The 11,484-nt window shown below is 53.7% G+C and carries 16 protein-coding genes; 8 read left to right on the top strand and 8 right to left on the bottom strand.

The genetic code is table 11. The annotated features are described in order from the left end of the window. Positions 1-104 precede the first annotated feature (104 nt). Both K7B04_RS15350 and K7B04_RS15355 read left to right on the top strand, forming a co-directional pair. Positions 105-1,406, top strand: a complete 1,302-nt coding sequence (locus K7B04_RS15350; RefSeq protein ID WP_223802433.1) for a sensor domain-containing diguanylate cyclase — start codon at positions 105-107, stop codon at positions 1,404-1,406. Positions 1,407-1,511: 105 nt separating this feature from the next. Continuing rightward, complete coding sequence (locus K7B04_RS15355) at positions 1,512-2,147, top strand: carbonic anhydrase (RefSeq protein WP_065356340.1); 636 nt, start codon at positions 1,512-1,514, stop codon at positions 2,145-2,147. A 275-nt stretch (positions 2,148-2,422) separates the two neighbouring features. Here the strand turns inward: K7B04_RS15355 and K7B04_RS15360 are convergent, their stop codons facing one another. Genes K7B04_RS15360 through K7B04_RS15370 form a run of 3 tightly spaced genes read right to left on the bottom strand, consistent with a single transcriptional unit; the run spans position 2,423 to position 3,322 of the window. Then, positions 2,423-2,605: a DUF1869 domain-containing protein gene (locus tag K7B04_RS15360; RefSeq protein ID WP_064546290.1), complete on the bottom strand. Its 183-nt coding sequence runs from the start codon at positions 2,603-2,605 to the stop codon at positions 2,423-2,425. A 5-nt stretch (positions 2,606-2,610) separates the two neighbouring features. Next, positions 2,611-2,964 (bottom strand): DUF1971 domain-containing protein, encoded by a 354-nt coding sequence (locus tag K7B04_RS15365; protein WP_223802434.1) that lies wholly within the window; start codon positions 2,962-2,964, stop codon positions 2,611-2,613. Between the two features lie 31 nt (positions 2,965-2,995). Further along, on the bottom strand, positions 2,996-3,322 hold the full coding sequence (locus K7B04_RS15370; protein ID WP_064546286.1) for a DUF1971 domain-containing protein: 327 nt from the start codon (positions 3,320-3,322) through the stop codon (positions 2,996-2,998). Positions 3,323-3,535: 213 nt separating this feature from the next. Between K7B04_RS15370 and K7B04_RS15375 the strand changes: the two genes are divergently transcribed. Both K7B04_RS15375 and K7B04_RS15380 read left to right on the top strand, forming a co-directional pair. Then, entirely contained in the window at positions 3,536-3,796 is a 261-nt protein-coding gene (locus K7B04_RS15375; protein ID WP_064546284.1) for a DUF2534 family protein, read from the top strand. Between the two features lie 195 nt (positions 3,797-3,991). Then, complete coding sequence (locus K7B04_RS15380) at positions 3,992-5,467, top strand: GGDEF domain-containing protein (protein WP_223802435.1); 1,476 nt, start codon at positions 3,992-3,994, stop codon at positions 5,465-5,467. Between the two features lie 99 nt (positions 5,468-5,566). Here K7B04_RS15380 and K7B04_RS15385 read toward each other — a convergent pair whose 3' ends face one another. Together K7B04_RS15385 and K7B04_RS15390 are read right to left on the bottom strand one after the other, a co-directional pair. Beyond that, the gene (locus tag K7B04_RS15385) at positions 5,567-5,671 is read right to left on the bottom strand and encodes a YoaK family small membrane protein (protein WP_100249921.1); all 105 of its coding nucleotides are present in this window, start codon (positions 5,669-5,671) and stop codon (positions 5,567-5,569) included. Between the two features lie 46 nt (positions 5,672-5,717). Continuing rightward, on the bottom strand, positions 5,718-6,737 hold the full coding sequence (locus K7B04_RS15390; protein ID WP_223802436.1) for a sensor domain-containing diguanylate cyclase: 1,020 nt from the start codon (positions 6,735-6,737) through the stop codon (positions 5,718-5,720). Between the two features lie 324 nt (positions 6,738-7,061). Here K7B04_RS15390 and K7B04_RS15395 point away from each other — a divergent pair, with 324 nt between their 5' ends. Further along, the gene (locus K7B04_RS15395; RefSeq protein ID WP_167576154.1) at positions 7,062-7,310 is read left to right on the top strand and encodes a DUF333 domain-containing protein; all 249 of its coding nucleotides are present in this window, start codon (positions 7,062-7,064) and stop codon (positions 7,308-7,310) included. 60 nt (positions 7,311-7,370) lie between these two features. Continuing rightward, positions 7,371-7,676: a hypothetical protein gene (locus K7B04_RS15400; RefSeq protein ID WP_163448778.1), complete on the top strand. Its 306-nt coding sequence runs from the start codon at positions 7,371-7,373 to the stop codon at positions 7,674-7,676. Positions 7,677-7,710: 34 nt separating this feature from the next. On the opposite strand, the gene K7B04_RS15405 is transcribed toward K7B04_RS15400, so the two are convergent. Beyond that, positions 7,711-8,055, bottom strand: a complete 345-nt coding sequence (locus K7B04_RS15405) for a DUF488 domain-containing protein (protein ID WP_167576153.1) — start codon at positions 8,053-8,055, stop codon at positions 7,711-7,713. A 138-nt stretch (positions 8,056-8,193) separates the two neighbouring features. Here K7B04_RS15405 and K7B04_RS15410 point away from each other — a divergent pair, with 138 nt between their 5' ends. Beyond that, positions 8,194-8,901 carry a CTP synthase gene (locus K7B04_RS15410; protein ID WP_223802437.1) on the top strand — a complete coding sequence of 236 codons (708 nt, stop codon included), beginning with the start codon at positions 8,194-8,196 and terminating at the stop codon, positions 8,899-8,901. A 50-nt stretch (positions 8,902-8,951) separates the two neighbouring features. Here K7B04_RS15410 and K7B04_RS15415 read toward each other — a convergent pair whose 3' ends face one another. Beyond that, a complete protein-coding gene (locus tag K7B04_RS15415) occupies positions 8,952-10,142 on the bottom strand; it encodes a CynX/NimT family MFS transporter (RefSeq protein ID WP_163448775.1) in 1,191 nt (396 codons plus the stop codon). 96 nt (positions 10,143-10,238) lie between these two features. Between K7B04_RS15415 and K7B04_RS15420 the strand changes: the two genes are divergently transcribed. Then, positions 10,239-11,033: a helix-turn-helix transcriptional regulator gene (locus K7B04_RS15420; RefSeq protein ID WP_163448799.1), complete on the top strand. Its 795-nt coding sequence runs from the start codon at positions 10,239-10,241 to the stop codon at positions 11,031-11,033. Here the strand turns inward: K7B04_RS15420 and K7B04_RS15425 are convergent. Beyond that, positions 11,017-11,463, bottom strand: a complete 447-nt coding sequence (locus K7B04_RS15425) for a DUF441 domain-containing protein (protein ID WP_163448774.1) — start codon at positions 11,461-11,463, stop codon at positions 11,017-11,019. The two genes, K7B04_RS15420 and K7B04_RS15425, sit on opposite strands and share 17 nt — an antisense overlap. Between the last annotated feature and the right edge of the window lie 21 nt (positions 11,464-11,484).

Here is an 11,484-nt window from a genome sequence, read left to right on the forward strand (position 1 = left end):
CTTGACTAAAGGTACTATTTTTTAGGATCTCAGTAGGCTATAACATATAGAGCTGTCATGGAGGACTCGAAATGAGCCTAAGCTGTTCCAGAATAAATAGTAGAATGAGCTTTTGTCTCATTGCCGCGTGCTTACTGCTTGCGGCGATGTTTATGTTTGCCGACTATCTCACAACCTTTAATATAGCTATCGCTGATATTTATTACCTGGTCTTTTCCGGGCTGTTGTTATTACTCGATGCAATTATCTTCTTCTTCATGTTTTTCCAGTTTCTCTGCAATAGAAAACTACTCTATGTTGCCATTCTGGGGCTCGGTTTTCTGGTTGCCGATATTTATTGGGTCGAGGCGCTAACGCTTATCCAACAACTTATAGCGTTATGCATCCCTTTGAAATCGATTACCAATGATTTAGCTATTTTCTATCTGTTCCGCCAGCTCACCATGATGTCGGCCATTCTGGTCGCACTCTTTTATGCGTTTCGCATGAATCGGAACATCGCGCCTTCACGTAAAGACGAACTATGGGTACTCGTACTGGCTGGCATCTTCCTGCTGATGGCCATTCTGGCGCATAATTTATCCAGCTATAACCCGCAGATATCACTCAACCTGATTGGTACAACATCACTTAATGGTCGTAACGCGTGGAATAGCTATTATGGTGTCGCGATCGTCGCCGCCTGGTTTATCACGCTGTTGCTGGCTATCGTCATTACGCAACTGCGAAGCCTGTTATGGGTGAGTATCGCGGTCTTCTGCGTTTCAAGCCTGTTTAGCAACCTTCTTCTGCTGAATCTCAGCGATTATAATTTCCCCGTCTGGTACCTCAGCCGCGGCATCGAAGTGGTTTGTACCTTTTTTGTGATTAATGTCCTGCTCTACGATATTTTCGTGATGCATAAAGAATCGACGATGCTGTCGAACCACGATCCGCTGACCGGCATCTATAATCGCGCCTATTTCTATAGGGAGCTACAGCTACTGCTGGCATCGCGGGAAGATATCAGTTTGATGATTTTGGATATTGATCACTTCAAACGTATCAACGACCGTTATGGGCATCCGGTGGGCGATGCGGTCATCAAAACCGTGGTGGACCTGGCGAAACGTTCCATCCGCGAATGCGATATTATTGCGCGCGTAGGTGGGGAAGAATTTGCCGTGCTGATGCGCAACGCGTCATCAGAAGTCGCCATGCAGGTGGCTGAGCGGATTCGCAGCAAGGTTGAGGAGGAGACGGCGAAACGTGCGCCTTACCGTACGCCGGAGCCCATGACCATCAGTATCGGTGTCTTTACCTCGTCAGATAAGCACTTCACCGCGGATGAATGCATCTCGTTTGCCGACAGGGCGCTGTATGCGGCCAAAAATAGCGGTCGTAACAAGGTGATGACCAGTGCTTAACATGCGCATTAGCGTGAGAAGGGGCTTTTCCTTCTGCGTTCAAGTGGTAAACTGAAAATGTGATGTTAATCATGACCTGCGTAAAAACGAAAAAGAGATACTGCTATGCAACATATCATCGAAGGGTTCCTCAACTTTCAGAAAGAAGTTTTTCCTCAACGTAAGGAACTCTTCCGCAGCCTGGCATCCAGCCAAAACCCAAAAGCGCTGTTCATCTCCTGTTCAGACAGCCGCTTAGTTCCCGAATTGGTCACGCAACAAGAGCCGGGGCAGCTGTTTGTCATCCGTAACGCCGGTAATATCGTGCCTTCTTTTGGTCCGGAACCGGGCGGGGTATCCGCGACTATTGAGTACGCGGTCGTTGCTTTGGGCGTAACGGATATTGTTATCTGCGGTCACTCTAACTGCGGCGCGATGAAAGCTATCGCCACCTGCCAGTGCCTGGAGCCGATGCCGGCTGTCTCTCACTGGCTGCGCTATTCCGATGCCGCCAAAGCGGTCGTCGAGAAGAAAACCTACGATAACGAGACTGACAAAGTTAACGCCATGGTCGAAGAAAACGTTATTGCTCAGTTGAATAATATCAAAACGCATCCGTCGGTGGCTGTGGGGCTGCGTGACCACGCGATCCGCCTGCACGGCTGGGTGTATGATATTGAAAGCGGCGAAATCCGCGCGCTGGACAAAAACAGCAAGACTTTCGTGTCGCTGGCCGATAACCCAGAGGTCTTTTTCGAGTAATCGGCAATAAGCGCCGCGTAATGCGGCGCTACGCGTTGCTGACCAGCTTCAGTTTTCCGCGTCTCGCTGAACGACGCGGAGCAGGGTTGGAAATCAGAAACAGAAAAGGGCGCCAGGCCATTGCATTATCCTCCCGCTATGACTGTTTTAACCATGGCAAAGTGGGAAGAAAGGGCGTTAAAACGAAAGTATGAATCCGTCGCTTGCGCTTGATTCATTCGGGTGAGAGCGAAAAAGGGAGCCTGAAGTGGCTCCCTTTTTGTATCGACACGGCGTTACCAGCCGCAAACGTCATGCTCGTTTTCGGTATCGTACGCGCGGACGGTATTGATCAGATCTTTCACCACATCCGCGGCAACATCCGGGACCAACAGCTCCATCGGAGTCTCGGTTTCATAATCGACGGAAATACCGTTGCTATTGTTGGTGACGGTTACCGTATAAGTTGCCTTACTCATTGTTGTTACCCCTTATGCGAATTAACCACTTTGCCCAGACCGGTGCCTTCAAGCGTCGCCTCAGGATTGGCAAAGAAGTCGATATTAAACCAGGTGTCGTCAGTCAGTAGCTCGATGCGATGCCACTTCTGCGGCGGGGAAATGCCAAAGGATCCGGCTTCAATCACCACGTCGACGTCCGGTTCGCTGGCGTCGGCGTCATGGAAGCCAAAGTAGCGCACGGCGCCTTGCATAACGGACAAGCGGCCATAGACGTGGGCTTTGGTATTGTGGTGAGTGAACAGGGCTTTCGGCGCGGTGTCTTTATTCCAGAACGGGGTCGAACGCGAATGAACAAAGTTCTCAGGAATACGTAACATGAATGATTCCTTACTCCAGTGGCCTGGAGTTCTATAGGGATTTCAGCACTTCAGCTTCAACAAAAAAGTCGATTTGAAAGACGGTATCGTCGGTCATTGTTTCGATGTAATGCCATTTTTCCGGTGGGAACACGCCAAAGTGACCGGTGTTGATGATCAGCTCGCTATCGGCCTCTGGTGACGTTTCACTGGCAAAACCGAGATAGCGGACGGCCCCCTGGTGTACCGACAGGCGGGGATAGACGCCCGGGCGGGTGCCTTTATCAAGATGGCGCTGAAAAATACCGGCAGGTGCGGTGTCTTTGTTCCAGAACGGCGTGGAACGGGTATGAATACAAGTGTGCGGAATACGTAGCATGTTTTCCCCCTCTGTGTTGAGAGTATTAAAACACAAATTTGGACCGCTGTTGATTAGAAAATGCATTTTAAATGCATCTTATAGTAAGTGTTAAATAGTTGTTCTTTGTGCAAGGCACAACATCCAAATGACGCAACAATAAACATTCAATTTATGCTTCATTAATGTTACAAATACAGCAAAATATCGTGAGAACAGCGTCGGGAGGATGCGATGATTCTGGAGAAACTGCGGACGCCAAACGGCAAAAAATTCCTGCTGTCCGCTTTTGTGGTGTTTGTGATTGCCGCGGTGGTGGTTGGCCGTGCGACCTTTGGCGGCGTGGTGCGTGAATACAATCTGCCGTATGCCGACTGGACCACCAGCATGTTTGTGCTGCAAGGGGCGATGGTGTTTGTTTACAGCTGCATTTTCACGTTGTTGTTTGCGATTCCACTGGGCTTCTTCTTCTTAGGTTCGGATAACCAGCGTTAATCCTTTCGTGCGGGCATCACGCCTGCACGCGTATTTTCTTATTGTCTTTCCGGCAAGGAGCTGACACGATCAAAATTCACGCTTGCGGCAGATTTCATCCATACTGATCCACATACGTAATGAAGACGTACCGTGACGCTTAGGTTGATTGCGTGGGTGGCGTTTCAGGGATTAACCCATCGGTACGGAGTAGCAGTGAGAATTATTCAGGATAGTTTGCGTAAGAAGCAGTCGCTGCTGGCATCGGCCGCGATAACTTGTCTGCTGGTCTGTATTGCCCTCTTTTTTCTGTATCAACGTGCGCTTTCGCAGGTCAGTGAAGGCGTCAACACGTTACAAAACCAGATGATGACGATATTTAATGATAACGAGCTGATGGCTGAGGCTGCTGGCGTGCGTTATCAGCAGATCAGTCGTCATGAATTGTGCGGCGATGCTGATATTTTTCATCCTCGCGACACGGCCTGGGGGATTAATGCCGACCCTGACACGTTAGTTCCTGACCGCGGCGCTCTGGTAACCAGAACGCCGGAGTACAGTGCCCGCTGTATCTATGTCGCCGCGGAATACATTCGCGCAAAAGTGAAGGCGCTGAATCCGGATCTGCACGATATTCATCGTTATATCATCGCCAATGATGGTCGCTGGTTTTACTGGTTTAACCCCGCCGACTCGATACCTTTTAGTTTCTCGACCTCGCAAATGGCGCGCGACCCTCAGCGTTTTTTCAGCGAACCGGAAATGTTCTATGACCGCGTGCTGCAAAAAGGTATGCGAAAGAAGTCGCTGAGTTCGACCCGCTTATACGCCGATAAAATCACCGGCGACCGGGCCTACAGCGTGGTGAGCTACATCTACGATCTCTCCGAGGGGGAGCCGAGCAACCATATTATTGGTTATCTGGCCTACGATCTTTCACGCCCGGAGCTGGAGTACATGCTACGTGAGGCGTTTAATGGCAAGGTGCCTGAAGGGCTGATTCTGGGGTATGAAAGTCGACAGAGCGGCGAAGTGCTGTGCATCGTCAATAACTGCCGCTGGCTGGACGATGCGCATTCTCATCCGGTTTCACGGCGTTATGAGATTAAATACGCATTACCCAGCTGGTTGTTTATCTCCCAGGACCGCAACGCGTTGGGCGTGCTCGCGCTGGCGCCGGTGCTGCTCATCCTGCTGTTTATGTTAATACGTTATCATCTTAATCAAGCCGACCTGCGTTTTTACCGCGATCCGCTGACCGGGTGCTTCACGCGTAATATTTTCACCCTGATTCAGCAGCGATCGTTACCCTTTATGACGGTCATTTTGTTCGATTGTAATAAGTTTAAGGCGATTAACGACAGTTACGGCCATCAGGCAGGCGATCGCGCGCTGCAGGCGATTGCCGACTGTATGCTCAATGATGTGCGTGCCAACGATGACTGGGTGATTCGTAGCGGCGGCGATGAATTTGTCGTATTACTCAGTGACACCGATATTGCGCACGCGCATATGGTGGCACAACGTATTGCCGCCAGCATCGCCGTGTACCCGTTCAGTCCGCAGGGACACCCGGTACCGCTCTCGGTATCCTGGGGCGTGGCGCCGTGCCTGGATTCGCTGGATGCGGCTATTCAGCAGGCAGATGCCCAGATGTATCAGATGAAGAAACGCCGGGGCGAGAGACGATAAGCCGACGCATGCGCGGCTTATCCAAGACTTACCACCAACCGAGCTGGACGCCGATGACGGTCACGATGGCGATGATTAGCATGATGATTGTGGTCTTTCTCATTGTGCTCCTCCCGGTAGCGCATAGCCGCCGATAAAAAACCAACCCAGAAAGATCACGGCGATAAAAAAGATAACGATGGGGAAGGCGATACCCAATCTCATGGTGATATCCTGATTCCTGTTATAGTTAGCGCGTATGATACTGTAATTAGCTTACCCGCTGGGTGCTAATTTCCGGGCGATGGCGAAATTTTTTGTCGCGATACATCGCGCTATCGGCTGCCCGTAGCGCGCTATCCGGGTCCATTTGGCTCGGGTCAACGCTGATGACGCCAATGCTGGCGCCGGGATAGTGAATCAATACATCGCTCAGCAGGTAATCACCCACCAGCAGCTGCCGCAGCGTCTCAGTAAACTGCGCGAGCTGCGCCGTCGAGCGTTCAAGGGTGGCGACCATAAACTCATCCCCGCCCAATCGCCCAAGTTGGTCATCGGCCGAGATGCCTGACTTCAGGCGCTGGGCCACCTGCTGTAAGAACTCGTCGCCCGCCTGATGGCCATAGCTATCGTTGATCTTCTTGAAGTGATCGAGGTCAATAAACGCCAGAATCACCGAATGGTTGAGGTGCCTGGCTAGGGAAAACAGGGTCTCGAGATTTTCAAACACCGCGCGACGGTTTGGCAGCCCGGTGAGCGCATCGGTGTAGGAGTGATAAATCAGCGCGGCATTCGCCTCCTGCAACTGAGACACCAGCGATTCTTTCTCAATATAACGGGCAATGATGCTGGCAAACAGCTGAAGTACGTGCTCGCTGTTAAAGCTGAGCGGCTTCTGTTGCTTGCTGGCGGCGCACAGCGTGCCGTACAGCGAACCATCGGTCAGATGAATAGGCGTACTGAGGAAGGTGGTGATCCCCAGCGCTTTTGCCGTGTCGCAATCGCTCCAGCGGCCCGGTACGTTATCACTGTAAAAACAGTTGTCGTCCATGGCGCGCTTGCACAGCGTATCGCCCCACGGGACGGAGAGATTTTCGGGGATATCCATGTCACCGCTATTGCGCGAGTAGACAATGTGCTGCAGGTCTGCCTGGGTATCAATTTTCGTCAGATAGGTCGATTCCATGTTGGTGACCAACTCAAGCATCTCAAGCAGTTGACGGACAAGGTTCTCTAGCGATTGTTCCGTGGCAAGTGTTTGCGATACTTTGGCAAGGATAATATCTGACATGGAAACGAGGGTCCCCTGGATTGGCAAAAGCAGTTATGGTGTGTGATCCTAAAACGAAATTGGACCTCCTGAATTTTATACATTATGTATCCAGAAGGTAAGCGCTGCGTTATGAAAACGGACAAAACTGAGGGTATGCGCTTCTAATTACAGGTAAAAAAAAGCCCCATCGGGGGAGATGGGGCAAAGTAACTCATTGATTATGGAATGTTCTGTTCTCTGGTCAGTTGAGAACGAGACGTACTTTACGTCTCAAAAGTGTAGTTAAAATGAAGAAATTATGGAGTTTAAAGCTAAACTTCAGCGTAATACTAAGGAGAATTTATGCGTTCCCGCTATCTTTTACTGCTGCCTCTGCTCCTTGCCGGCTGTGCAAAGCAGGCTGAACCTGAGGCACCAAAACCGCCGCAGGTGGGTATGGCAAATCCTGCTGCGGTTTACTGCCAGCAGAAGGGCGGAGAAAGTATTCCGCAGGTTAATTCACAGGGGCAATACAGCCTGTGTAAATTGCCAAACGGTGAAACCATTGAGGAATGGGCGCTGTGGCGTCGCGAACACCCGCAGAAACAATGACAGCAAGGCGCATATCCAGTACACTTCGTGACCAGGATTATTCTGATTAACGAGAGATGTATGTTTTCGCTTAAACCGGGCACCACCGCCATTATCATCGGTGCTCGTACGACTGCTGGTCGCGCCAATATCGGTAAAAGCGTTGAGCTTTTTGCCCTGATTAACCCAGGTGAGCGTTGCCTGAATCCGGTCAACGGGGTGATGACCGAGCTGGCCGCCGACGCGCCGCGCGCGCTGTGGCTGGTGACCGGGGAAGTCAGTGCCGGTGAAGGTCAGCACGGTTTTGCGTTTGTCCGTTCCGAGTATTTGCTGCCGTTGACGCCGGATGCGCTGCCCGCGCACGAACGCGAAGCGCTGGTGGAATAAACGCGACGCCGTCAGACGCCGCGCGAGGGGTGAGTTAGAGGTTTTTCAACCAGTCGGCGAGCACGCGCGCATGGTTTTGCGCCGTGTTCGCGGCGGCGTAAACCAGCGTCACTCCCTGCTTCTGTGCAATGTCCGCCAGGCGACGTCCATCCTCCAGATGATGGGATAGTTCATCGCGGTAGTGTTGGCAGAAGCAGGCAAAATCGATCACCTCGCCGTGAAACGCTTTGCGCAGTTCGGCAGACGGGGCAAGGGTTTTACACCACTCATCGTAGATGAGATCTTCCTTTTTGATGCCGCGTGGCCACAGTCTATCAACCAGAACACGGTAGCCGTCATCGGGTGCGGCGTCTTCATATACGCGTTTACACTGGATCATATCCTTCCTCCCTTTATCCTCTTTGACCATACCACAAACTTTGGTTGGGTACGCTAGCCGGGTATTGCTATTGCGCGCGGACATCGCTAATCTGAGGCTCCTTATGCCGTACGTCACGTCTGCCCATAAGGACCCATCATGGAAAACTCTGCTGTAACTCCCACTCTTCGTATTGCACTGGTTGGCGACTATAACGCCGATGTTATCGCGCATCAGGCTATTCCGCTGGCGATTGATGACGCCGCTGCGGTGCTGGAACTGCCCGTTGAATACCGCTGGCTGGCAACGCGTGATGTGAAAAGCTCCGACGATCTCGCCGAATTTGACGCTATCTGGCTGGTTCCTGCCAGCCCCTATGAGAATACTGAAGGCGCGTTGACTGCCGTGCGCTATGCGCGTGAAAACAGCGTGCCATTCCTCGGCACCTGCGGCGGTTTTCAGCACGCCATACTGGAATATGCGCGTAACGTGATGGGCTGGGAAGATGCGGCTCACGCGGAAACCGACAGCGAAGGACGGATGGTGATTGCGCCGCTTGCCTGCTCGCTGGTGGAAAAAAGCGATACCATCGAGCTGCGCGCCAATACGTTAATTGCCCGTGCCTATGGGCGTGACAGCATTGAAGAGGGGTATCACTGCAACTACGGGATTGCCGACGACTTCGCCGCCGAACTGGAAGCGCAGCCGCTGCGAGTGACGGGCTGGGATGATAACGGTGATGTTCGCGCGGTGGAGCTGGTGACGCATCCGTTCTTCGTGGCGACGTTATTCCAGCACGAGCGCAACGCGCTGACGGGGCGTCCGGCACCGTTGGTGCAGGCGTTCCTGCACGCCGCCGCGCAGTAAAATAGACTCCAGTAGGCCGGATGGAGGCTACGCCTTATCCGGCCTACCTATCAGCGGCTACCGATGTTAATTTCTCTATCGCGTCCGGCCAGCCCGCCGAATACCGCCATCACCAGCGCAATGGCTGCCACTGCCATCAGCGAAAGGTGCCATGCCCCGGTAGCATCATGCATTTTCCCCATCAGCGGCGGCCCGCAAGCCGCCAGCAGATAGCCAACGGCCTGCGCCATGCCCGAGAGCGCCGCGGCCTGGTGCGCCGAGCTGGCGCGCAGCCCGATAAAGGTCAGCCCCAGAATCATCGTCGCACCGGAGCCGAAACCGAAAATCACCGTCCACAGCGCCGCCTGCGACGGGAATATCCAGTAACCCAGAGCGCTCACCGCGCACATCAGCGCGACGGTAATGGCGATCCCTCGCTGATCCTTGAGGCGATGCAGGATCAACGGAATAGCAAAACCGGGCGCGGCGGTTGCCAACTGGAGCAGCCCGTGCAGAGAGCCGGCCTGCGCTTCGCTGTAGCCCTGACTCATTAAAATGGTTGGCAGCCAGCCGATAATCACGTAGTAAACCAGCGAGTTCAGCCCGAGGAAGAGAGTGACCTGCCAGGCTAATGCTGAACGCCAGATCCCACGGTTGTGCATCGCGCCGCTGCTGGAAAGTGCAGTCGCTTTCGAGGCTCGCCATTGTGGCAGCCAGAACAGCAGCGCCAGTAACGGGAAGGCGATGAGCATCAACAGCGCGCCGCGCCAGCCGAAGCCGCTCAGCGCAATTGGCACCACCAGCGCTGAACCCAGCGCGGCAGCGGCCCCCATGGTGACGGAATAGGCCCCGGTCATTTTGGCCACCTGACTGGCGAAATCCCGTTTAATCAGCCCTGGCAGCAGGACGTTGCCTAGCGCAATCCCGCAGCCAATAATGGCGGTACCGATAAACATCAGCGTGATAGAGGGCAGGGAGCGTACGACGATCCCGGCGCATATCAACAGCATGGCGATAAACAGGCTGCGTTCCATGCCAAAGCGGCGGGCAATACCCGCCGCCAGCGGCGACACCAGGCCAAAGGCCAGCAGCGGAAGGGTGGTTAATAGCCCGGTCTGCGCGGTGGTCAGGCCATATTCAGCGCGAATGGCGTCGAGCAGCGGTGCCGCGCCGGTGAAGGTGACGCGTAGCGTTGAGGCAATCAGTAAAATACCAACAATCAACAGCCAGCGGCGTTGTGAAGAAGCAACAGCGTCAGACATAGTGTTCTCAAGCAGAAAATTGAGAGACTACGATACCCGGTTTAGCTTGCGTTGAAATCAAGCTAAAATGACAGATTATCGCTAAATTCGGACAAAATAATGCTCGGACTCGGTTTAGGCGGCTATCACCCGGACAGTCACGATGACGCGGCGGTGGCGTTTGGCATACAGGTTGTTGAGGGGGAGCAGTACATCCCCGTTCATCAGCACCGTAAGGGACAGTTGATTCTGGCGCTGCGCGGAGCGATTACCTGCGAGGTGGAGAACGCTATGTGGATGGTACCGCCGCAGTTTGCGGTGTGGATCCCAGGCGAAGTGCCGCACAGCAACCGCGCCACACCGCAGGCGGAGCTGTGCTTTTTGTTTATCGAGCCTGGCGCCGCGCGAATGCCGGCCCACAGCTGTACGTTGAAAATTTCGCCATTGGTGCGTGAGCTGATTCTGACACTGGCCGAGCGCAATGAAGCCGTACGTCAGACGCCGGAAACTCAGCGTCTGATACAGGTGCTTTTTGACGAGTTGCCGCAGCAGCCGGAACAGCAGCTACAGCTGCCGGTATCAGCGCATCCGAAAATTCGCCTGATGGTCGAGACCATGGAAGCGGAACCGGCACAGTGGCAGACGCTGGCGCAGTGGGCCAGCCGTTTTGCCATGAGCGAGCGTAACCTGGCGCGGCTGGTGGTAAAGGAGACCGGGCTTAACTTTCGTCGCTGGCGGCATCAGTTGCAGTTAATCCTCGCGCTACAGATGCTGGTGCGTGGTCTTAGTGTCCAGCAGGTCGCGCTGTCGCTCGGCTACGATTCGACCACGGCGTTTATCACCATGTTCCGCAAAGGGTTAGGGCAAACGCCAGGTCGTTATCTGGCGGCGCTGACTACGACTTCCCAATAAGCAGCGACACCAGCCCGGCAGCAATCAGCGGCCCCACCGGCACGCCGCGAAACAGCGCCACGCCAAGTACGGTGCCGATCAACAAACCCGCCACCAGATGCGGTTGACTGCCCATCAGCGTCACGCCGCGCCCGCCAAGCCAGGAGACAAATATACCGACGGCGATAGCGACCAATGATTTCCAGTTGCCGAATGAATGGATTAGCGTGCTGGCGGGCAGAGCGCCGCTGGCGATCGGCGCCATGACGCTAATGGTGAGGATGATAATACCGATACTCAGCCCCTGTTTTTCCACCCATGGGAAAAAGGCACTGAGTGGCGTAACGCGGATAATGATCAGAACCAGAATAGAGACAGCGACGGTGGTGTTATGGCTGACGAAGCCGAGCGCAGCCAGACCCAGGAGGATCAGCAGGGTGGTATCGAGCATAGAGCGGTAATCCTTGCCAAA

The sequence above is a fragment of the Kluyvera sp. CRP genome (genome assembly GCF_019930565.1).
GTDB classification, from domain to species: Bacteria; Pseudomonadota; Gammaproteobacteria; order Enterobacterales; family Enterobacteriaceae; genus Kluyvera; species Kluyvera georgiana_A.

What these genes read in the sequence shown, in the direction of transcription:
- K7B04_RS15355 (WP_065356340.1), top strand. Translation starts at nt 1,512, where the DNA reads ATGCAACATATCATCGAAGGGTTCCTCAACTTTCAGAAAGAAGTTTTT.
- K7B04_RS15370 (WP_064546286.1), bottom strand. Translation starts at nt 3,322, where the DNA reads ATGCTACGTATTCCGCACACTTGTATTCATACCCGTTCCACGCCGTTC.
- K7B04_RS15365 (WP_223802434.1), bottom strand. Translation starts at nt 2,964, where the DNA reads ATGTTACGTATTCCTGAGAACTTTGTTCATTCGCGTTCGACCCCGTTC.
- K7B04_RS15360 (WP_064546290.1), bottom strand. Translation starts at nt 2,605, where the DNA reads ATGAGTAAGGCAACTTATACGGTAACCGTCACCAACAATAGCAACGGT.
- K7B04_RS15405 (WP_167576153.1), bottom strand. Translation starts at nt 8,055, where the DNA reads ATGATCCAGTGTAAACGCGTATATGAAGACGCCGCACCCGATGACGGC.
- K7B04_RS15350 (WP_223802433.1), top strand. Translation starts at nt 105, where the DNA reads ATGAGCTTTTGTCTCATTGCCGCGTGCTTACTGCTTGCGGCGATGTTT.
- K7B04_RS15425 (WP_163448774.1), bottom strand. Translation starts at nt 11,463, where the DNA reads ATGCTCGATACCACCCTGCTGATCCTCCTGGGTCTGGCTGCGCTCGGC.
- K7B04_RS15395 (WP_167576154.1), top strand. Translation starts at nt 7,062, where the DNA reads ATGCGTTCCCGCTATCTTTTACTGCTGCCTCTGCTCCTTGCCGGCTGT.
- K7B04_RS15400 (WP_163448778.1), top strand. Translation starts at nt 7,371, where the DNA reads ATGTTTTCGCTTAAACCGGGCACCACCGCCATTATCATCGGTGCTCGT.
- K7B04_RS15415 (WP_163448775.1), bottom strand. Translation starts at nt 10,142, where the DNA reads ATGTCTGACGCTGTTGCTTCTTCACAACGCCGCTGGCTGTTGATTGTT.
- K7B04_RS15385 (WP_100249921.1), bottom strand. Translation starts at nt 5,671, where the DNA reads ATGAGATTGGGTATCGCCTTCCCCATCGTTATCTTTTTTATCGCCGTG.
- K7B04_RS15410 (WP_223802437.1), top strand. Translation starts at nt 8,194, where the DNA reads ATGGAAAACTCTGCTGTAACTCCCACTCTTCGTATTGCACTGGTTGGC.
- K7B04_RS15375 (WP_064546284.1), top strand. Translation starts at nt 3,536, where the DNA reads ATGATTCTGGAGAAACTGCGGACGCCAAACGGCAAAAAATTCCTGCTG.
- K7B04_RS15390 (WP_223802436.1), bottom strand. Translation starts at nt 6,737, where the DNA reads ATGTCAGATATTATCCTTGCCAAAGTATCGCAAACACTTGCCACGGAA.